Source organism: Denitraticella aggregata (genome assembly GCF_048158365.1).
In the GTDB taxonomy this organism is placed as follows: domain Bacteria; phylum Pseudomonadota; class Gammaproteobacteria; order Burkholderiales; family Rhodocyclaceae; genus Azoarcus_F.
The window spans coordinates 200,621-221,367 of record NZ_JBLLNL010000002.1; the positions used below are offsets into that span (position 1 = coordinate 200,621).

Genomic DNA, 20,747 nt, shown 5'->3' on the forward strand with positions numbered 1-20,747 from the left:
CGCCGGCTTTGCCGGACGCTACAATGCTGCGATGCTCCCTTTCTGGCGCCTTTCCGGCTACTACTTCGCCTATTTCGCGTTCATCGGTGCATTCGCACCGTACTTCACCCTATACCTGCAGTCACTCGCATTCTCGGCGACCGACATCGCGATACTGATGTCGCTGATGCAACTGATGCGAATCGTCGCTCCCAACCTCTGGGGCTGGCTCTCGGAGCGGGCGGGTGTGCGCATGCCCATCGTGAGGGTGTCGGCCGTGGCGAGCTTGCTGGGTTTCTGCCTCTTCTTTGCCACCACCGACTTCGTCGGCGTCTTTGTAGCGATGGCGCTGATGAGCTTTTTCTGGAGCGCGGCGTTGCCGCTGGTTGAGAGCACGACCTTCAATCATCTTGGAGGCGAAGGGCATCGTTACGGCAGCATCCGGTCCTGGGGATCCGTCGGGTTCATCGTCGCGGTGCTGCTCATCGGTTACGCGCTCGATCACCTGCCGGTGTCTTCGCTGCTGTGGATGAGTACGCTGATACTCGCTTCGATCGTGCTGTCTGCGATGCTGTTGCCGGAAGCCCCTCGGCCGCTGGAATCACGGACCGCGGAGAGCCTCGTCACGACGCTCAGGCAAAGGCATGTGCAGGCACTTTTCGGGGCCTGTTTCTTCATGTCCGCCGCCCACGGCGCCTTATACGTTTTCTACTCGATCTACCTGGTGGACAACGGTTACGGCAAGTCGCTGGTCGGCTGGATGTGGACGCTCGGCGTTGTGGCCGAGATTGGCGTATTCATGCTGATGCCCCGTCTGATGAAGCGATTCGGCGCGCGGCATATCCTGATCTTCGCCTTTGTCGCCGCGATCGTGCGTTTCCTGATGATCGCATGGGGCGTCGATGAACTCGCGGTGCTGTTGGTCGCACAGCTTCTGCATGGCGCGACCTTCGGTGCCTATCATGCGGCCGCAATCGCGCTGGTGAACCTGTGGTTTCCCGGCAAACTCCAATCGAGGGGTCAGGCCTTGTACGGGAGTCTCTCGTTCGGGGCTGGCGGCATGCTGGGTGGTGTGTTGAGCGGATTTACCTGGGACAGTATTGGTTCCGCGTGGACCTATACGCTGGGTTCCGGTTTTGCGCTGGTCGGGCTGGTCTGGTTGATGTGGGGCTGGAAACCCGGATCGGAGAGGCGGGACCGAAGATGTGAATCATGAGGTTCAAGCCGCCGTATCCGAATGCGCGCAGGCAGCAGCCTATCCTCTCGCGTTGGCGTGTGAAATAATCAACGACTTTGATCGATTCGGTGGAATGGTGGGCATGAAACCTCAAACCCTTTACGAAAAGCTCTGGACGAGCCATCTCGTGCGCCAGCAGGACGACGGGACCGCACTGATCTACATCGATCGGCACCTTGTCCATGAGGTCACCAGTCCGCAGGCGTTCGAGGGGCTCAAGCTGGCAGGGCGCAAGCCATGGCGCGTGAGTTCGATCGTCGCGACTGCGGACCACAACACGCCGACCGACCACTGGGATGAAGGGATCAAGGATCCGATTTCGCGCACCCAGGTCGAGACGTTGGACGCGAACATCCGAGAGTCGGGTGCGCTGGCCTATTTCCCGTTCAAGGACCTGCGTCAGGGGATCGTGCATGTGATCGGGCCGGAAAACGGCGCGACCTTGCCGGGCATGACCGTGGTCTGCGGTGATTCGCATACCTCTACGCATGGTGCGTTCGGTTGCCTGGCGCATGGTATCGGTACTTCGGAGGTCGAGCATGTGCTGGCCACGCAGTGTCTGCTGCAGAAGAAGTCGCGCACGATGCTGGTGCGGGTGGACGGCGACCTGCCGACCGGCGTGACCGCCAAGGATATCGTGCTCGCGATCATCGGCAAGATCGGCACCGCGGGTGGAACCGGCTATGCGATCGAGTTCGGCGGCGGCGCGATTCGCGCGCTGTCGATGGAAGGTCGGATGACCGTGTGCAACATGGCGATCGAAGCGGGTGCGCGTGCCGGCATGGTCGCGGTGGACGACACCACGATTGCCTATCTGCGTGACAAGCCATTCGCGCCGAGCGGCGAGTCGTGGGACAAGGCGGCGGCCTACTGGCGCACGCTGCATTCGGATGAAGCAGCCGAGTTCGACAAGGTCGTGGTTCTGGATGCGGCCGGGATCGAGCCGCAGGTGACCTGGGGCACGTCGCCCGAGATGGTGACGACCGTGGGCGGGCGTGTGCCCGATCCCGCGACGATCGCCGATCCGATCAAGCGCGAGGGCGTGGAGCGTGCGCTCGATTACATGGGCCTCGCACCGAACACGCCAATCGCCGAGATTCCGGTCGACCAGGTGTTCATCGGGTCGTGCACGAACTCGCGCATAGAAGACCTGCGTGAAGCGGCAAAGGTGACCAGGGGGCGTCGCAAGGCGGACAGCGTGAAGCGTGTGCTGGTCGTCCCTGGTTCCGGCCTGGTCAAGCGCCAGGCCGAGGAAGAGGGGTTGCACGAGATCTTCACGGCGGCCGGATTCGAGTGGCGCGAACCGGGCTGTTCGATGTGCCTGGCCATGAACGCCGATCGTCTCGAGGATGGTGAACACTGCGCGTCGACGTCCAATCGTAATTTCGAGGGGCGTCAGGGCGCAGGGGGGCGCACCCATCTGGTGAGCCCGGCCATGGCGGCCGCGGCGGCGGTGACGGGCCATTTCACCGATGTGCGCACGTTGGTCTGACCGCGAGTGGAGAAAATGATGAGGTTGTGTTTCGTACTTTCCCTGCTTGTCGCGGGCTTCATGGTTGCCGGTTGCAATACCGTTCAGGGCATCGGCAAGGATATCGAGAAGGGCGGGGAAGCCATCCAGAGGGCAGTCCAATAATGAAAGCTTTTACGATTCTCGACGGCTTGGCCGCACCGCTCGATCGCGCCAACGTGGATACAGATGCCATCATCCCGAAGCAGTTTCTGAAGTCGATCAAGCGCAGCGGTTTCGGGCCGAACCTGTTCGACGCGTGGCGCTATCTGGATCATGGTGAGCCGGGTCAGGACTGTTCGGCCCGTCCGCAGAATCCGGATTTCGTGTTGAATCAGTCGCGGTATCAGGGCGCGCAGATTCTGCTGACCCGGGACAACTTCGGATGCGGAAGTTCGCGTGAGCATGCTCCGTGGGCGCTTGAGGATTTCGGGATTCGCTGCCTGATCGGACCGAGCTTTGCCGACATTTTCTTCAACAACTGCTTCAAGAACGGTGTATTGCCGATCGTGTTGCCGGCCGGGCAGGTCGACCAGTTGTTCCTTCAATGTCTGGACACCGAGGGCTATCGCCTGGTGGTCGATCTCGCCACGCAGACCATCACGCGGCCCGATGGCGTGGTTCTGAGTTTCGATGTCGATGCATTCCGCAAGGAATGTCTGCTCAATGGCTGGGACGATATCGGTCTCACGCTGCTCCACGCCGACGAGATTCGTGCTTTCGAGGCACGCCGTCAGAGCGAGCATCCGTATTATTTTTCGTGAAAGCGATCCGGCCCGCAGGGGTTGGATCGGTACAAGGAATCTTCGATGAAAGTTTGTGTCCTGCCGGGTGACGGCATCGGCCCCGAGATCATGGCCGAGGCCGTGCGTGTGCTTCAAGCACTCGATCTGAAGTTCGAACTGGAGGAGGCGCTGCTGGGTGGGTCTGCAGTCGATGCGACCGGAAGTCCCTATCCCGAAGCGACCTCGCGGCTGGCTCGCGAGGCCGACGCAATATTGCTCGGTGCGGTGGGCGGACCGAAGTGGGATGCGTTGCCGCGCGAGCAGCGCCCCGAGCGTGGCTTGCTGGCGATCCGCAAGGAACTCGGGCTGTTCGCGAACCTGCGACCCGCCATCCTGTATCCGGAACTGGCCAACGCATCGTCGCTGAAGCCCGAGATTGTGGCCGGACTGGACATCCTGATCGTGCGCGAACTCACCGGCGACATCTATTTCGGCCAGCCGCGGGGCATCGAGGTTCGGGACGGCGAACGCTACGGTTTCAACACCATGCACTACACCGAGTCGGAGATCCGCCGTATTGGCCGCGTGGCCTTCGAGGCCGCACGCAAGCGCAACGGCCGTCTGTGTTCGGTGGACAAGATGAACGTGCTCGAAACCACGCAGTTGTGGCGCGACGTGATGACCGAACTCGCCGCTGACTACCCGGATGTCGAGCTTTCGCACATGCTGGTCGATAATGCCGCGATGCAGCTGGTGCGCGCGCCCAAGCAGTTCGACGTGATGGTGACCGGCAATATGTTCGGTGACATTCTGTCGGACGAGGCCTCGATGTTGACCGGCTCGATCGGCATGCTGCCATCGGCCTCACTGGACGAGCGAAACAAGGGGCTTTACGAGCCGTCGCATGGGTCGGCACCGGACATCGCGGGGCAGGGCGTGGCGAACCCGCTGGCCACCATCCTGTCGGCGGCGATGATGCTGCGCTACACGTTTGCGCTGGAAGAAGCCGCGCAGCGGATCGAAGCGGCGGTCAGGACGGTGCTGGCTCAGGGTTACCGTACCGGCGACATCTTCGAGTCCGGCACGAGGAAGGTTGGAACCCGGGAAATGGGCGACGCCGTGCTGGCGGCGTTGTGAAGACTTCGGAAACACGAGAGGAACGATGATGAACAAGGTTGGTCTGGTCGGTTGGCGTGGGATGGTCGGTTCCGTGCTGATGCAGCGCATGGTGGAAGAGGGTGATTTCGCCCATATCGACCCGGTGTATTTCTCCACCTCCAACGCCGGTGGTGCGGCACCGCGCCTTGGCGGCAAGGAGGCGTCCGAACCTCTGCAGGATGCGATGAACATCGATGCGCTGAAGGCATGCGACATCGTCATGACCTGCCAGGGCGGCGATTACACCAAGGCGGTCTATCCAAAGCTGCGGGCGGCCGGCTGGAACGGCCACTGGATCGATGCCGCATCGGCGCTGCGTATGGCCGACGACGCGGTGATCATCCTCGATCCGGTCAACAGGCATGTCATCGACGACGCGCTGGCAAAGGGTGGCCGTAACTGGATCGGCGGTAACTGCACGGTGTCGCTGATGCTGATGGGCCTGGGCGGCCTTTTCAAGCACGACCTGGTGGAGTGGATCTCCGCGATGACGTATCAGGCGGCCTCGGGGGCCGGCGCGCAGAACATGCGTGAGCTGATTGCGCAGATGGGCGCCATCCACGCGTCGGTGTCCGACCTGCTTGCCGATCCTGCCTCGGCCATCCTGGATATCGACCGCAAGGTCGCAGATACGATTCGCTCGGATGCCTTCCCGACGAAGAACTTCCGCAACACGCCGCTGGCCGGCAGCCTGATTCCGTGGATCGACGTACCGGTCGAGCATGGCCAGAGCAAGGAGGAGTGGAAGGGCGGTGCCGAGTGCAACAAGATTCTCGGCCGACCCAGCTTCCGCAGCCCGGGCAGTATCCCGATCGACGGCCTGTGCGTGCGCATCGGCGCAATGCGCTGCCATTCGCAGGCGCTCACGATCAAACTCAGAAAGGATGTGCCGCTCGACCAAGTCAGCGAAATCATTGCCACTGCCAACGACTGGGTGAGGGTGGTACCAAACGAACGCGAGATCACCGAGCGTGAACTGAGTCCGGCGACGGTGACCGGTACGCTCGGCATTCCCGTTGGGCGTCTCCACAAGTTGGCCATGGGGCCGGAGTATCTCGGGGCATTCACGGTCGGAGATCAACTCCTGTGGGGCGCGGCCGAGCCGCTGCGTCGCATGCTTGGAATCCTGCTCGACGCTTGATGGATCACGCCCGGTGCGAGGGCAGGAGCCCCTCGAATCGCCGACGTATCCAATGCCCTCCGAGCCTCGCTCGGAGGGAGAGAACAACTTTTCGCAGCGAGGGTGCAGCGAAAAGTTCCATATGAAATAAAGAATTGCTGCGCAAACCTCACGAAAATGCTAGATTGCTAGAAAATATGGGTAGCAATCCGTGTCCATGACGCCGTGCTCCGCGCAGCCCGGCGCCCGAAGGGGTGTGTTAATCGATATGACCGCTATGAAAACCACGCTCAAGGCAACACTGGTCGCGACCGCGATTGCAGCCTTTCCGTTTGCGAGTCAGGCGGCCGGCCTGGGCGCGATCAATGTTCTGAGTGGGCTGGGGCAGCCGTTGCGGGCCGAAATCGAGCTCCAGGCGACGGCGCAGGAACTGCAGAGTCTGTCGGCACGGGTCGCGCCGGCCAATGCGTTCAGGCAGACGGGTGTGACCTACTCTCCGTTCATGACCGGCCTGCAGTTTTCGGTCGAGACCCGCGGCAATCGTTCAGTGGTCAGGGTGACCGGCGATCGCCCGGTCAACGAGCCCTTCATGGAGATGCTGGTCGAGTTGAACTGGGCCGGCGGGCGTTTGCTGCGCGAATATACCTTCCTCCTCGATCCGGTGCAGCTCACGCGACCGCCGGTCGCGGCCGTGCCGGTCGAAGCGCCGCGGGCCGCAGCGCCGGCTCCGCGTCCCGCGGCTGCGGCGCCGCGCGCCGCTGCGCCATCCGGGGAGTACCGTGTTCGTCGAGGTGATACCCTGCGCGGTATCGCAGGCGCTCATCGCCAGTCGAACGTCACGCTCGATCAGATGCTGGTGGCGCTGCTACGTCAGAATCCGCAGGCGTTCGACGATGGCAACATGAATCGTCTGCGCGCCGGCGCGATCATGACGATACCCGACCAGGCAACTGCGAGCGCGGTCGAGCTGGCGCAGGCCAGGCGCGAGATCGTTGCGCAGGCTGCCGATTTCGAAGCCTATCGAAGCCGCTTGTCCGGTGCGGTGGCCGCTCGCCCGGCCCCGGCTGAACCCGCAGCGACGCAAGAAAGTGCCGGCGAGATCGCCCCCCGGGTCGAAGCGCCTGCAGTGACCGATGCGCCACAGGATCGTGTCGAGGTGTCCGGTGCGCCGGTGGAAGGCGCGGAGGATTCGCGGCTCGCGCGGCTACAGGCGCTCGAGGAGGAACTGGTCGCCAGAGAGCAATCCCTGGAGGAAGCCAACGAGCGACTGGCGGACCTCGAACGCAGCATCCGTGACCTGCAACGCTTGATCGAACTCAGGAACCAGAGTCTCGCCCAGATGCAGCAGCAACTGGCTGCCGGTGGCGAGGTTCCGGCTGAATTGCTGCTGCCTCCCGTCCAGGAAGCCACTGCAGACGCGACCGAAACAGGGCCCGCAACCGGGACACCGGTCGTCGAGCCGACGCCCGGGGTGGTCGAACCGCTTCCGCCGGTGGCGGCCGAGCCGGTTCCACCACCCGAGCCCGCGGCTGCGCCGCCGCAAACCATCCCCGAACGTGCGCCGATTGCACCGCCCGCGGCGCAACCGGGCTTCCTGCAGACACTGATGCAGGACCCGATGCTGTTGGCCGGCGGTGGGGGGATTCTTGGGCTGTTGCTGCTCTACGCGGGCATCAAGAGGCGTCAGCGCAGCAGGAACGAGGCGGAAGACGCAGTGACGGCTGCGGCGGGAGACTATCCGTCCGAGGCACACTCGGTTTTCGGCGGAAAGGGTGGGCAGTCGGTCGATACCGGCAGCAGCAGCGTTCTGAATACCGACTTCAGCCAATCGGGTCTGTCTTCGATCGATGCGGACGAGGGCGTCGATCCGGTTGCCGAGGCGGACGTCTATATGGCCTACGGACGCGACGCGCAAGCCGAAGAGATCCTGCTGGACGCACTGAAGGTGGATTCGTCGCGGGCGGCCTTGTACGTGAAGCTGCTCGAGATCTACGCGCAGCGGCAGAGTGCGCGACAGTTCGAGTCGGTTGCGACCGAGTTCTATGCCAAGACGGGCGGGCAGGGTGAGGACTGGGCGAAAGTCGCCCAGATGGGCCTCAAACTGGAGCCGCAGAATCCCCTGTACCAGTCGTCCCCCGAAGGGGTTGACATGGAGGACGCACCGGAAACCGAACCGGGCCGTGATTTTCCGCGAGCGGGTGCCGCAAGCGGAATGCTCGCTGCGGGCGCCGTGGGTCTCGCCGCGGGAGCGGCGGCTTCGAACGCATCCCGCGAAGGGGCCGGCGTTGGGACCGATGCGAGTCTCAGCGAAGTCGATTTCACGACTTCCTCGCCTGTTGCAGTCCGTCCGGACCAAGATGGCGCTCGGGTCGAGGACAGCGATTCGAAAACGGTCGATGCCGATGCAGCCCAGTCATTCGACGGTGATGCCGGTTCCGACGACGACACTGTCGATTTTACCGTGCTCGACTTCGATCTCGGAGACGACACGACGAAGCCCGACGAACTCGACGAACGGTCGACGCCAGCGGGGGTCGATGCCCGTGCTCGGGCCGATGACGCATCGGTCCTGGACGCTTTGGGCGACGACCAGAGCATGCAGTTCGATCTGGACGTGAGCGATGTGTCAACCGGGGCAACCCATGGGGACGTGCCCGGTGCCAGATCGCCCAAGGCAAAGCAAGCCGACGACACAGCGGGGAGTGCGGCCGGTGGCGGATTGGTTGATGATGCCCTGTCGGAGATAGAACTGCCGGATGTCCAGACCGAGATGCCCGACGATTCCCAGGCACTCGATGCGACGGTCGTCGGAAACAACGTCAGGGACTTCATGACCGACGACGATGCAACGGATGCCGCGAGCCCGAGCGCCAGCAGCAATGACCTCGACGCGACCATGCTGGATCGGGACTTCCTGCGCGATGTTCAGGATGATGCATCTGGCGTCGATCTGGAGCAGACCGAATTCGACAACGACTTGCTCGATTTCGATTTCAATCTCGACGAGAGCGCTGACAAGAAGCCGGCGGAAAAAGCGCCTCCGCCGCTGGATCTGAACGGCATCGATCTCGATCTCGATCTGGATCTGGGCCTCGACGGCGATGCTGCATCGTCCGCCGGGTCGGGCGACGCGGGTGCCGTCACCGGTGAGCGTGCGCCGAATCCCGAACTCGATCAGGAGATCGATACCAAACTCGATCTCGCTCGGGCCTACGAGGAGATGGGCGACAAGGAAGGCGCTCGCGAACTGATCGACGAGGTCATGCGCGAGGGTTCTTCGGTGCAGCGCGAAGCGGCCGCCCGACTCCTGGAACGGCTCGGCTGAATCACGATTCCTGTCATTGCGACTCGTGAGATCCGTCTCGGTACCGTAACGGTGAGGCGGATCATCACTTTGCATCCTGTCTGAATGCATGCCGGGCTGTTGATCTTCCTGTGGCTCACGGGCGTCGCGACGCTTCAGGTTCTCGAGCTTGACTGGCTGCTGGGCGCCGTGTTGCTTTGCGCGGTCGGCGCGCTGGCCTATGCGCGGGCGCGGTGCCTGCGGCTGCTGCGCAGGATCAGATTCCTTCTTCTGGCCATCGTCGTGCTGTTTGCCGGTTTCACCCCGGGTGAAGCGCTGTTCGCCGATTGGCCCAGCCTCAGTCCGTCGCGCGAAGGCGTTTGGCTGGCGATCGAGCATGCGGGCCGTGTGCTTGCGGTCGTGTTCTGCGTTGCGATGCTGATGGAGCATCTGCCTGCACGCCGTCTGGTGGGCGGCCTTTACGCGTTGCTGAAACCGTTGGAGCGACTGGGCTTTCCGGCCGCGCGGGTTGCGGTCAGAACCCTGTTGGTTCTCGAACACGTCGATGCACGCGAGTCGGTCAGTTGGCAAAGCTGGCTGGATGACCCAGTCGACGACGTCCATGAACCGATTCGGATCGTCAGGGAGCCCCTGCGGCTTACCGATTATGTGGTGCTCGGCCTGGTCATGGTCGGCCTCACTGTCGTGGTGTCGCTCGGATGAGGGTTGCGATGGGTGTCGAGTACGCCGGCGATGCCTTCGAGGGCTGGCAAAGCCAGCAACATGGTCGCACAGTACAGGATCATCTTGAGAAGGCCCTGGCGCGCATCGCAGGGCATCCCGTGAGGCTGCATTGCGCGGGGCGAACAGACGCGGGCGTGCATGCGACCGCGCAGGTGGTTCATTTCGATACGTCTGCGATTCGGCCCGGTTCCAGCTGGATCCGCGGCGTCAACAGTTTGCTGCGCAAACCGGTGGTGGTGCGCTGGGCGGTCGATGTGGACGACGCATTTCATGCGCGCTTTCTCGCCCAGGGACGTCGGTATCGCTACATTCTGCACAACACGCCGGTCAAGCCGGCAATGCTGGCTGGGCGCGTGGGCTGGTTCCATGTTCCGCTGGACGCGCCGTTGATGCAGACTGCGGCATCCGGGCTGCTGGGGTGGCACGATTTTTCGGCATTTCGCGCGGCCGGCTGTCAGGCCAAGTCGCCGGTGAAATTGGTGCATCAGGCGGATGTGCAGCGTGACGGCGAGTTCATCATCTTCGATTTCCATGCCAATGCCTTTCTCCATCATATGGTTCGGAATCTGGTGGGGGCCCTGGTCTATGTCGGCAAGAAGCGCTATCCACCAGAATGGCTCGGCCACGTGCTCGAGTCCGGCGATCGCCGGCTTGCCGCCCCGACTTTCCCGCCAGGGGGGCTTTATCTTTGTGGCGTGGATTACCCTGCTGGTTGGCGCCTTCCGGGGGAAGGGCGTATCATCGCGAAGCCTCGTCTGCCCTTGGTCTGAATGTCACGCACCCGTATCAAGATCTGCGGCCTCACCCGTACGCAGGATGTGATCGCCGCCGTCGAAGCCGGTGCAGATGCCATCGGACTCGTGTTCTATCCGCCCAGCCCGCGCTTCGTCGCGCCCTCGCTCGCTGCCGAGCTCGCAAGGCTGATCCCGCCTTTCGTCACGACCGTCGGACTCTTCGTAAATCCCGAGCGAGCGTTCGTGAATGATGTGTTGGCGCAGGTCCCGTTGCAGCTGCTGCAGTTCCATGGGGACGAAAGCGAGAGCGATTGTGCGTGTTATCAGCGTCCGTGGATCAAGGCTGCGCGAGTCCAGCCGGGTATCGATCTGATAGAATTCAGCGCTTCGCACCCTTGCGCGTCCGGCTTGTTGCTCGACGCGTTCGTCGCGGGATATGGTGGGGGTGGAAAGGTATTCGACTGGACGCTCATTCCCGCCGGGCTCGATCGACGGCTCATTCTGTCGGGCGGTCTCGATCCCGACAACGTGGGTGAGGCCGTCCGACGCACCCGTCCCTGGGCGGTCGACGTGTCGAGCGGTGTGGAATCGGCCAAGGGAATCAAGGATGCCGCGTTGATCGCGGCATTCGTCGCAGGAGTTCGAAATGCAGATGGCTGATGCAGCATACAATTTTCCGGATGTCGGCGGACATTTCGGACCCTATGGCGGTATATTCGTCTCCGAGACACTGATCCCGGCGATCGAGGAGCTTCGTCTGGCCTACGAGCAGAGTCGGAACGATCCTGCTTTCATGGCCGAGTTCGAGTACGACCTCAAGCATTACGTCGGGCGTCCGAGCCCGATCTACCACGCGAAGCGCTGGTCGGAGCTGCTGGGCGGGGCGCAGATCTACCTGAAGCGCGAAGACCTGAATCACACCGGTGCGCACAAGGTGAACAACTGCATCGGCCAAGCGATGCTCGCACGCCGCATGGGAAAACCGCGGGTGATCGCCGAGACCGGGGCCGGTCAGCACGGGGTCGCGACCGCCACGGTCGCCGCCCGCTACGGCATGGAATGTGTGGTGTACATGGGTTCCGAGGACGTGAAGCGCCAGGCAGCCAACGTCTATCGCATGAAACTGCTGGGCGCCACGGTCGTGCCGGTCGAGTCGGGCTCGAAGACGCTCAAGGATGCGTTGAACGAGGCGATGCGCGACTGGGTCACCAACGTTCACAATACCTTTTATATCATCGGCACCGTAGCGGGCCCTCATCCCTATCCAATGATGGTGCGCGATTTCCAGTCGGTGATCGGCAAGGAGTGCCTGACCCAGATGCCGGAACTGACCGGGCGTCAGCCAGACTACGTGCTGGCCTGCGTCGGGGGCGGGTCCAACGCAATGGGTATCTTTCACCCCTACGTGGATATGCCGGGCGTGCGCCTGGTCGGTGTCGAGGCCGCGGGTGAAGGGATGGAGACCGGCCGCCATTCGGCCAGCCTGTCGGCCGGCCGGCCGGGTGTGCTGCATGGCAACCGCACGTATCTGCTGCAGAACGAGGACGGGCAGATCATCGAGACGCATTCGATCTCGGCCGGGCTTGATTATCCGGGGGTCGGGCCCGAGCACGCGTGGCTCAAGGACAGCGGTCGTGCGGAATATGTCGGCGTGACCGATACGGAAGCGCTGAAGGCCTTTCATGACCTGTGCCGTCTCGAGGGGATCATACCCGCGCTCGAAACCGCGCATGCGCTCGCGTATGCGTCCAGGCTCGCACGGCAACTGTCGTCCGACCAGATCATCCTGGTCAATCTATCCGGTCGAGGCGACAAGGACATGCATACGGTGGCCGAGCACTCGGGACTCCAGTTTTGAATTCACCGCCGGGTTCAAACGTACCCGGCCATTCGGTTGCAGATTATGTCCAGAATTGAATCCGTTTTTGAGCGCCTCGGTGTCAGTGGTCGGTGTGCGCTGATACCGTTCGTGACCGCAGGCGATCCCGATCCGGAACTGACCGTGCCGGTGATGCATGCGCTGGTCGAGGGCGGGGCGGACATCATCGAATTGGGGGTGCCGTTCTCGGATCCGATGGCCGATGGTCCGACTATTCAGCGTGCGTCCGAGCGTGCCCTGGCGAAGGGGATGAATCTCAGAAAAGTCTTCGAACTGGTCGCCCGGTTTCGACGGACCGATCCGAACACGCCGGTCGTGCTGATGGGCTACGCCAATCCGATCGAGGCCATCGGGGTCCCGGAATTCGTTCGACTGGCGAGCGAGGCGGGTGTCGACGGCGTGCTGGTCGTGGATTATCCGCCCGAGGAATGTCGTGAATTCGCGGCGGCCCTCAGGCAGGCCGGCCTGGATGCGATCTTCCTGCTGGCGCCGACTTCGACACCGGCCCGTTTCGACGATATCGCCGCAGCCGGCAGTGGCTATATCTACTATGTCTCCCTCAAAGGTGTCACCGGCTCGGCCACGCTGGACCTGACCGAGGTCGCGGCCCGAATCCCGCAAATCCGCAAGCGGGTAGGACTGCCCGTCGGTGTCGGTTTCGGGATTCGCGATGCGCAAACCGCGGCTCGAATCGCCGAAGTGGCCGATGCGGTGGTGATCGGCAGCCGGATCATCGAGGAGATGGAGTCGAGTCCCCGCGAGGAGGTCACCACCCGGGTCTCCGCCTTCGTGAAGGGTGTGCGGAGCGCAATGGACGAGATCGTGGGGGCGCGCGCATGAGCTGGCTGAAGCGACTACTGCCGCCGCGGATCAACAAGGCCGACTCTTCGGTCCGGAAGTCGATTCCGGAAGGACTCTGGAGCAAGTGTCCCGCCTGTGAGGCAGTGCTCTACCGTTCGGATCTGGAGACCAATCAGGCGGTGTGCCCGAAATGTGGCCACCATCAGCGTCTGCGTGCCCGTGCGCGTCTGGACCTGCTGCTGGACGCCGAAGGGCGGGTCGAGATCGGCACATCGGTGGTGCCGATCGATCCGCTCAAGTTCAAGGATTCGCGCAAATACACCGAGCGGCTTTCGGTGGCGGAGAAGGACACCGGAGAGGCCGACGCAATGGTCGTGATGCAGGGCGCCATCCAGGGCTTGGCGGTGGTCGTGGCATGCTTCGAGTTCGAGTTTCTGGGCGGATCGATGGGTTCGGTGGTCGGGGAGCGCTTCATTCGCGGTGTCCAGGTAGCCGAGGAACAGCGCATTCCGTTCATCTGCGTCACGGCCAGCGGCGGTGCCCGCATGCAGGAAGGCCTGTTTTCATTGATGCAGATGGCCAAGACCACCGCGGGCATCACCCGTCTGTCGCGTCGCAAGCTGCCGTTCATCACCGTATTGACCGACCCGACCATGGGTGGCGTGTCGGCGAGTTTCGTGTTCATGGGTGATGTGGTCATCGCCGAACCTGGTGCGCTGATCGGTTTTGCCGGGCCGCGCGTGATCGAGCAGACCGTTCGCGAAACACTGCCTGAAGGTTTTCAGCGGTCGGAGTTCCTGCTCGAGAAAGGGGCGATCGACATGATCGTCGATCGCCGCGAGCTGCGCGAACGGCTCGCCTCGCTGATCGGGCTGCTGACCCGGCAGAACGTACTCGAAGCCTGATCGTCGTGAACGATCTTGCGTCCTGGCTCGAGCGACTCGAGCGTCGACATGCCACTCCGATCCAGCTCGGACTGGACCGGGTCCAGCAGATCAGGCAGGCCCTGAACTGTTCCAGTGATGCGGTGTTGATCACGGTCGGCGGCACCAACGGCAAGGGTTCCGTGTGCGCGATGCTGGAGGCCATCCTCAAGGCGGCGGGTTTCCGGGTCGGACTGTATACGTCACCCCATCTGTTGCGTTACACGGAGCGGGTGCGCGTGAATGGGGACGAGGTCACCGAGGCGCAGATGGTCGAGGCGCTCGAGGCGGTCGAGACGGTGCGTGGCGAGGTGCCATTGACGTACTTCGAGCACTGCACGCTCGCGGCGTGGAAGATCTTCTGTGACGCGAAGCCCGATGTCATCATCCTCGAAGTCGGGCTCGGCGGCTGCCTCGACGCAGTCAATATCTTCGATGCCGACTGCTCTGTCATCACCAGTGTCGCAATGGATCACATGGAGTATCTGGGCGACAATCGTGAGGCAATCGGGCACGAGAAGGCCGGGATCTTTCGGCCGGGCAGACCTGCGGTCTGCAGTGATCCCTTGCCCCCGGCAAGCGTGCTCGCACACGCCGAGTCGCTCGGCACCCCTTTGTGGATCAGTGGGCGGGATTTCGGGTTCGGCGGTGACCGCCAGCAGTGGGGTTACTGGCGATATGAGGCGCCCCATGCCAGCGGTCGCCTGTTGCGGCGCGGCGGACTGGCTTATCCGACCTTGCGTGGCGCCAATCAACTGCTCAATGCCGCGGCTGTGCTGACCACGCTGGATCTGCTTCGAGACCGTATCCCGGTATCGATGCAGGCGGTCCGGCAAGGCTTGATGCTGGTCGATCTGCCCGGGCGCTTCCAGGTGCTGCCCGGACGTCCCGCGGTCGTGCTCGACGTCGCGCACAATCCACAGGCTGTCGGCGTGCTGTCCGAAAACCTGTCCAACATGGGGTTCTTTCCGGAGACCTGGGCGGTTTTCGGCATGCTATCCGACAAGGATGTGGAAGGAGTCGTGGCGCTCATTCGTGACCGAATCGACCACTGGCTGATTGCCGGCCTGCCCGGGGGGCGGGGAATGAGCGCCCAGAAGATGGCCGAACGCTTGTCCGCTGTCGGGATTGACGTGCAGGACCGCTGTTTCGATTTGCCACGCGAGGCATTTGATGCGGCGCAACATGGTGCTGCCGAGAGTGATAGAATCGTCGTTTTTGGCTCTTTCCTGACCGTAGCGGACGTGATGGCGGGAATGAATGCAGCGCGGGTGAGGTCCTGACGTGGCCGATAACGACAATCTGGAACTGAAGAAGCGATCGCGACGCCGGTTGGTCGGTGCGGCCGCGCTTGCACTGGTTGCGGCCCTCATTTTGCCGATGGTGATGGACGACGAGCCCGGGCTGCCGGTGCAGGATATACAGGTCACCATTCCTGACCGGGAGGCCGACAGTCTGTTGGCCAGACCGATCGGTGGTCGCCCGACCCCGGTCGATGACATCGAGGTCGCGCCTGCACCGGTCGAGCAACCCCCACTTGACGGCGGGGCAGTCGCTCCGGACGCGCGTGAGGATGCGGCCGCGTCTGAAGCGACCGACCCGCGCGTCGCGGATCGAGACGCGCCGGCCACACTCGAGGCGCCCAGCGTTCGGCCGGTCGCGCCGGTACCCGCACCGGCTCCGCCTGCAACACGCGCGCCTGCGCAGCCCGCCGCGAGCGCCGACGAAGAGGCGGCCAGGGTTCGAGCCATTCTGGAAGGGCGGGTGGCCGCCGGAGTATCGCAATCCTTTTTCGTGCAGGTGGGCGCGTTCAGCGAGGCGAGCAAGGCCGTGTCCTTGAGCGATGATCTCAAAGGGCGGGGATTCTCTGCCTTCACCGAGTCTGCCGGTGCAGTGACGCGGGTCAGGCTGGGTCCATTTCCGTCGCGTAGCGAGGCGCAGCGGGCGGTGGAGCGTCTGAGCGCGCTCGGGATCGATGGCGTTGTCACCGCAAGGTGATGTCATTGGACGATTGACTCGATGCGAGATCCGACCATCTGCAGTCGATCGACGTGCCCTTCAGTTGGGCGCGGCGCGCGTCGGCAGGACGCCCGAAACGAGGCTTGCGCCGGCCTCACGGACCCAGGCCTCAGCATCGTCGGCGCCGAATGACTGTTTTCGATTACATTTTCCTTGGCATTCTTGCGCTTTCGGCGGCGGTGGGCCTGTGGCGCGGGCTGGTCAGCGAGATCATCGCGCTGCTGGCCTGGGTGCTGGCCCTCGGTGTAGGGTGGCTGTATTCGGCCCGGGTCGCGACGATGCTGGCCGGTGTGATCGCGGAGCCGGTCTGGAGACAGGTGGCTGCTTTTGCTCTCCTGTTTGTGGGCGTACTATTGATCGCCGCGGTGTTGCGATTTCTGTTGCGCGAACTGTTGCGCGCAGCCGGCCTTGGACCTGCGGATCGTTTTTTCGGCACTTTGTTCGGGCTTGCGAGAGGCGTCGCAATCGCGATCGTGCTGGTATTGTTCGGTGGGTTGGTTGGCATCGCTGCTGAGCCCTGGTGGACGAATGCATTGTTCGCACCGCCACTCGAGACGGCGGTGATCGCTGCAAAACCGTGGCTGCCGGATGCGGTCGCAGAAAGGATTCGCTTCAGATAGGGTTATCAGCATGTGTGGAATCATTGGGGTCGTCGCGACGTCTCCGGTCAATCAGCTCCTCTATGATGGTTTGCAGGTGCTTCAGCATCGCGGACAGGACGCTGCAGGCATTGCCACTTCGGATGGTGGCCGCTTCTTCATGCACAAGGGACCCGGTCTGGTACGTGACGTGTTCCGGACGCGCAACATGCGCAACCTGGTCGGGAACATGGGGATTGGCCATGTCCGCTATCCGACGGCCGGCTCGGCCTGCAACCCGGCCGAGGCGCAGCCGTTCTACGTGAATTCACCGTTCGGCCTGCTGCTGGCCCATAACGGCAATCTGACCAACGCGGACGAACTCACGCGCGAGATCTTCCTGTCCGACCTGCGACACATCAACACCAACTCGGATTCCGAAGTGTTGCTGAACGTGCTCGCGCACGAACTACAGGCCGCGGCAAATGGCTTCAAGCTCGACGCGGAAGCGGTCTTTCGTGCGGTGGCCAACGTTCATCGCCGCTGTCGCGGCGCGTACGCAGCGGTGGTGTTGATCGCCGGTTTCGGCCTGCTCGCCTTTCGCGATCCGCACGGTATCCGGCCGCTGGTGGTCGGGCGCAACGACACCGCGCAGGGCTCGGATTGGCTGGTGGCGTCCGAATCGGTCGCACTCGATGTGCTCGGCTACAGGATGCTTCGGGATGTCGCACCGGGTGAGGCGATCCTGATCGACACCGACGGACGTTTCCACAGCCGGCAGTGCGCCCAGCACACGATTCAGGCGCCGTGCATGTTCGAGTACGTCTACCTGGCGCGTCCGGACTCCATCATCGACGGTATTTCGGTCTATGAGTCGCGAGTCAAGATGGGCGAGTTCCTGGCCGAGAAACTCAAACGCACCCAACCGAATGTCGATATCGACGTCGTGATCCCGATTCCCGACTCGAGCCGGCCGTCGGCGATGGAGATGGCCTATCGATTGGGACTGCCCTACCGCGAGGGATTCGTGAAGAATCGCTACATCGGTCGCACTTTCATCATGCCGGGGCAGGCGGTCAGGCGCAAGTCGGTCCGTCAGAAGCTGAACACGATTCCGCAGGAGTTCCGCGGGAAGAGGGTCCTGCTGGTCGATGATTCGATCGTACGCGGCACCACGAGTCGTGAGATCGTGATGATGGCGCGCGAGGCAGGGGCCGAAAAGGTCTATCTCGCTTCCGCGGCGCCGCCGGTGCGCTACGCCAACGTCTACGGTATCGACATGCCGACCCGTGGCGAACTGATTGCGGCCGGGCGCGACGAGGACGAGATCTGTCGCGAGATCGGGGCTGATGGCCTGATCTATCAGGACCTGGACGCGCTGAAGGCCGCGGTGCGGGCGTTGAATCCGGTCATCAGCTTCTTCGAGACGTCCTGTTTCGATGGTTGCTACGTGACCGGGGACATCACCGACGAGTATCTCTTCGGTGTCGAGAACCAGCGCGGCGAGAAGCAGTTCGCCGGCGATGACGGCGACGACGGACAGCTCGATCTGAATCTCGTCACTTCCAATGAAAACTGAAACCTCACGCCGATGATCCCATCCGATTTCGATACCCTCGCGGTAAGGGCCGGCACGACGCGCAGCCAGTTCAATGAACACAGCGAGGCCTTGTATCTCACGTCCAGCTTCGTCTTCGATAACGCGGCCCAGGCGGCCGCGCGGTTTTCCGGTGACGAGGACGGCAACGTCTATGCGCGCTTCTCCAATCCGACCGTGACGATGATGCAGACGCGTCTCGCAGCCCTCGAGGGAGGCGAGGCCGCGGTTGCGACTGCGTCGGGCATGGCGGCGATTCTGTCGCTGGTCATGGGGACGATGAAGGCGGGCGATCACATCGTCGCATCGAACGGCCTGTTCGGTGCGACCCAGCAACTTTTCGGCGGCATTCTGAACAGGTTCGGTATCGAAACCTCGTTCGTTCCGGCCACCGACATGGATGCCTGTCGAGCCGCAATCCGTCCGGACACGCGGCTGATTTTCGTCGAAACGCCGTCGAACCCGCTGACCGAAGTGGTCGACATCGCGGCCCTGGCCGAGCTCGCCCGTGCAGCCGGTGCGCTGTTTGCGGTAGACAACTGCTTTTGCACGCCCGCATTGCAACGCCCGCTCGACCTCGGCGCCGATGTGGTCATTCATTCGGCGACCAAGTATCTGGACGGACAGGGACGGGTGCTCGGCGGCGCCGTGGTCGGCCGCAAGGCGGTCATGGACGAGGTGTTCAAGTTCCTGCGCACCGCCGGGCCGTGCATTTCGCCGTTCAATGCGTGGGTCATCCTGAAGGGTCTGGAGACACTGCGCATCCGCATGGAAGCGCAGTCTGCCAGTGCGTTGGAACTCGCCCGATGGCTGGAGGATCAACCCGGCATCGCCAGCGTCCATTATCCGGGTCTTGTGTCGCACCCCCAGCATCGACTCGCAATGCAGCAGCAGCGACTGGGTGGTGCGATCCTCAGCTTCGATGTCGCGGGTGGCCGGGAGCAGGCGTGGCGCATCGTGGATTCGACCCGGATGATCTCGATCACTGCCAATCTGGGCGACACCCGCACGACGATCACCCATCCGGCATCGACGACGCATGGCCGCATTTCACCGGAAGCGCGCAGTGCGGCCGGTATCGGCGACGGGCTGTTGCGTATTGCGGTCGGCCTCGAGTCGGTAGACGACATCAAGGCCGATCTGGTCCAGGGGCTGCTCGCCTGACTTGCCGCTCAGCGGTCCGATGCCGAACCGGGGCGGAGGCAACGGGCACTGAGCGTGCCGTCTTCCCACGCCAGGTAATGCGCCTCGTCCTGCCAGTCCGAGAGCACCCATCGATCGCAGTCGTGACCGTCGACGCGATGCAGATGCCGGGCGGGACGGTGGGTGTGGCCGTGGATCAATAAGGGGTAGTCGTAGGCTCGCAGCAGCGCCTCCACCGCACCCGCATTCACATCCATGATTTCGGCCTGTTTAACGCGCTTGGCGCGCTCGCTGTGCTGGCGGATGTTCTCGATGAAGTGCTTGCGGTCGGCGAGCGGACGGTCGAGAAATTCGCGTATCCAGGCCGGATCGCGCACTTGCCCGCGATAGGTCTGGTACGCCTGGTCATCGGTGCACAGCGTGTCCCCGTGACTGAGCAGGGCGCGTGTGCCGTCGAGTTCGATCAGGCTCGGTTCGTCGAGCAGCCGCAGGCCGACACGTTCGGCGAAGCCGGGGCCGATCAGGAAGTCCCGGTTCCCGGCGAGAAAGAACAGACGAGTGTCTACCGACGACAGTCTGGACAGCGCGACGCTCACGGTGTCTATGAGCGGGGAGTCGTCGTCGTCACCCGCCCAGTATTCGAACAGGTCTCCGAGGATGTAGAGGGCGTCGGTGCGCCGCGCCGGCCCGTCGAGAAAGGCGAGAAAGGCCCGCGTGGTCTCGGGTCTTTCCTCGCAGAGGTGAAGGTCGGAGATGAATTGCGCCTTCATCCAGGGCATCCCGTTCGCGTCGACAGATGGTCGATCAGACGATCTCGGCGCGTTCGATGATTACGTCCTCGACCGGAACGTCCTGGTGGAATCCGCTGGATCCGGTCCTGACGGCGCGGATGCTGTCGACGACGTCCATGCCTTCGCTGACGCGTCCGAACACACAGTAGCCCCAGCCCTGGATGTCGGCCGAGCGAAAGTTCAGGAAGTCGTTGCTGCCGACATTGATGAAGAACTGCGCGGTCGCCGAATGGGGCTGCTGGGTGCGTGCCATCGCGACGGTGCCCGGTTCGTTCTTAAGGCCGTTGTCGGCTTCGTTGCGAACCGGTTCACCGGTGGGCTTCTGCTTCATCCCCGGCTCGAAACCGCCACCCTGGATCATGAAGCCGTCGATGACACGGTGGAACAGCGTGTTGTCGTAATGTCCCGCCGTCACATAGGCGAGGAAGTTCTTGACCGTCTCGGGGGCCTTGTCGGCATCGAGTTCCAACGTGATCGTGCCGTGATTGGTGTGCAGTCTGACTGCCATGCTGTTCTCCTGTCGGTG

At 63.1% G+C, this 20,747-nt stretch carries 20 protein-coding genes; 18 read left to right on the top strand and 2 right to left on the bottom strand.

Annotated features, from left to right (window positions below; all coding sequences use genetic code 11):
- Nucleotides 1–31: 31 nt before the first annotated feature.
- The 18 genes from ACKVEX_RS04295 (at nt 32) to ACKVEX_RS04380 (ending at nt 19,451) form a co-directional block, all read left to right on the top strand.
- Nucleotides 32–1,195 (top strand): MFS transporter, encoded by a 1,164-nt coding sequence (locus tag ACKVEX_RS04295; RefSeq protein WP_473214456.1) that lies wholly within the window; start codon nt 32–34, stop codon nt 1,193–1,195.
- A gap of 103 nt (nt 1,196–1,298) precedes the next feature.
- Nucleotides 1,299–2,708 carry a 3-isopropylmalate dehydratase large subunit gene (gene leuC / locus ACKVEX_RS04300; RefSeq protein ID WP_473214457.1) on the top strand — a complete coding sequence of 470 codons (1,410 nt, stop codon included), beginning with the start codon at nt 1,299–1,301 and terminating at the stop codon, nt 2,706–2,708.
- Nucleotides 2,709–2,768: 60 nt separating this feature from the next.
- On the top strand, nt 2,769–2,852 hold the full coding sequence (locus ACKVEX_RS04305) for an entericidin A/B family lipoprotein (protein ID WP_473214575.1): 84 nt from the start codon (nt 2,769–2,771) through the stop codon (nt 2,850–2,852).
- Complete coding sequence (gene leuD, locus ACKVEX_RS04310; RefSeq protein WP_473214458.1) at nt 2,852–3,490, top strand: 3-isopropylmalate dehydratase small subunit; 639 nt, start codon at nt 2,852–2,854, stop codon at nt 3,488–3,490. The genes ACKVEX_RS04305 and leuD overlap by 1 nt, the downstream gene beginning before the upstream one ends.
- A 45-nt stretch (nt 3,491–3,535) precedes the next feature.
- On the top strand, nt 3,536–4,588 hold the full coding sequence (gene leuB / locus ACKVEX_RS04315) for a 3-isopropylmalate dehydrogenase (RefSeq protein WP_473214459.1): 1,053 nt from the start codon (nt 3,536–3,538) through the stop codon (nt 4,586–4,588).
- A 28-nt stretch (nt 4,589–4,616) separates the two neighbouring features.
- Complete coding sequence (asd, locus tag ACKVEX_RS04320) at nt 4,617–5,750, top strand: aspartate-semialdehyde dehydrogenase (protein ID WP_473214576.1); 1,134 nt, start codon at nt 4,617–4,619, stop codon at nt 5,748–5,750.
- Between the two features lie 256 nt (nt 5,751–6,006).
- On the top strand, nt 6,007–9,054 hold the full coding sequence (locus ACKVEX_RS04325) for a motility hub landmark protein FimV (RefSeq protein ID WP_473214460.1): 3,048 nt from the start codon (nt 6,007–6,009) through the stop codon (nt 9,052–9,054).
- 84 nt (nt 9,055–9,138) lie between these two features.
- On the top strand, nt 9,139–9,735 hold the full coding sequence (locus ACKVEX_RS04330) for a CbiQ family ECF transporter T component (protein WP_473214461.1): 597 nt from the start codon (nt 9,139–9,141) through the stop codon (nt 9,733–9,735).
- Entirely contained in the window at nt 9,732–10,526 is a 795-nt protein-coding gene (gene truA, locus ACKVEX_RS04335) for a tRNA pseudouridine(38-40) synthase TruA (protein ID WP_473214462.1), read from the top strand. Before ACKVEX_RS04330 ends, truA begins: the two co-directional genes overlap by 4 nt.
- Nucleotides 10,527–11,150 (top strand): phosphoribosylanthranilate isomerase, encoded by a 624-nt coding sequence (locus ACKVEX_RS04340; RefSeq protein WP_473214463.1) that lies wholly within the window; start codon nt 10,527–10,529, stop codon nt 11,148–11,150.
- The gene (gene trpB, locus ACKVEX_RS04345; protein WP_473214464.1) at nt 11,137–12,348 is read left to right on the top strand and encodes a tryptophan synthase subunit beta; all 1,212 of its coding nucleotides are present in this window, start codon (nt 11,137–11,139) and stop codon (nt 12,346–12,348) included. Before ACKVEX_RS04340 ends, trpB begins: the two co-directional genes overlap by 14 nt.
- Before the next feature lie 45 nt (nt 12,349–12,393).
- Nucleotides 12,394–13,209, top strand: a complete 816-nt coding sequence (gene trpA, locus ACKVEX_RS04350) for a tryptophan synthase subunit alpha (protein WP_473214465.1) — start codon at nt 12,394–12,396, stop codon at nt 13,207–13,209.
- Nucleotides 13,206–14,075, top strand: coding sequence for an acetyl-CoA carboxylase, carboxyltransferase subunit beta (accD, locus tag ACKVEX_RS04355; protein ID WP_473214466.1), 870 nt, complete (start codon nt 13,206–13,208; stop codon nt 14,073–14,075). The genes trpA and accD overlap by 4 nt, the downstream gene beginning before the upstream one ends.
- 5 nt (nt 14,076–14,080) lie before the next feature.
- A complete protein-coding gene (folC, locus tag ACKVEX_RS04360; RefSeq protein WP_473214467.1) occupies nt 14,081–15,376 on the top strand; it encodes a bifunctional tetrahydrofolate synthase/dihydrofolate synthase in 1,296 nt (431 codons plus the stop codon).
- A 1-nt stretch (nt 15,377) separates the two neighbouring features.
- Nucleotides 15,378–16,091 (top strand): SPOR domain-containing protein, encoded by a 714-nt coding sequence (locus ACKVEX_RS04365; protein ID WP_473214468.1) that lies wholly within the window; start codon nt 15,378–15,380, stop codon nt 16,089–16,091.
- A gap of 149 nt (nt 16,092–16,240) precedes the next feature.
- On the top strand, nt 16,241–16,732 hold the full coding sequence (locus ACKVEX_RS04370; RefSeq protein WP_473214469.1) for a CvpA family protein: 492 nt from the start codon (nt 16,241–16,243) through the stop codon (nt 16,730–16,732).
- A gap of 10 nt (nt 16,733–16,742) precedes the next feature.
- Nucleotides 16,743–18,269: an amidophosphoribosyltransferase gene (purF, locus tag ACKVEX_RS04375; RefSeq protein WP_473214470.1), complete on the top strand. Its 1,527-nt coding sequence runs from the start codon at nt 16,743–16,745 to the stop codon at nt 18,267–18,269.
- A gap of 12 nt (nt 18,270–18,281) precedes the next feature.
- Nucleotides 18,282–19,451: an O-succinylhomoserine sulfhydrylase gene (locus tag ACKVEX_RS04380; protein WP_473214471.1), complete on the top strand. Its 1,170-nt coding sequence runs from the start codon at nt 18,282–18,284 to the stop codon at nt 19,449–19,451.
- Between the two features lie 8 nt (nt 19,452–19,459).
- Here ACKVEX_RS04380 and ACKVEX_RS04385 read toward each other — a convergent pair whose 3' ends face one another.
- A complete protein-coding gene (locus ACKVEX_RS04385; protein WP_473214472.1) occupies nt 19,460–20,200 on the bottom strand; it encodes a UDP-2,3-diacylglucosamine diphosphatase in 741 nt (246 codons plus the stop codon).
- Nucleotides 20,201–20,234: 34 nt separating this feature from the next.
- Nucleotides 20,235–20,729, bottom strand: a complete 495-nt coding sequence (locus ACKVEX_RS04390; protein WP_473214473.1) for a peptidylprolyl isomerase — start codon at nt 20,727–20,729, stop codon at nt 20,235–20,237.
- Nucleotides 20,730–20,747 lie beyond the last annotated feature (18 nt).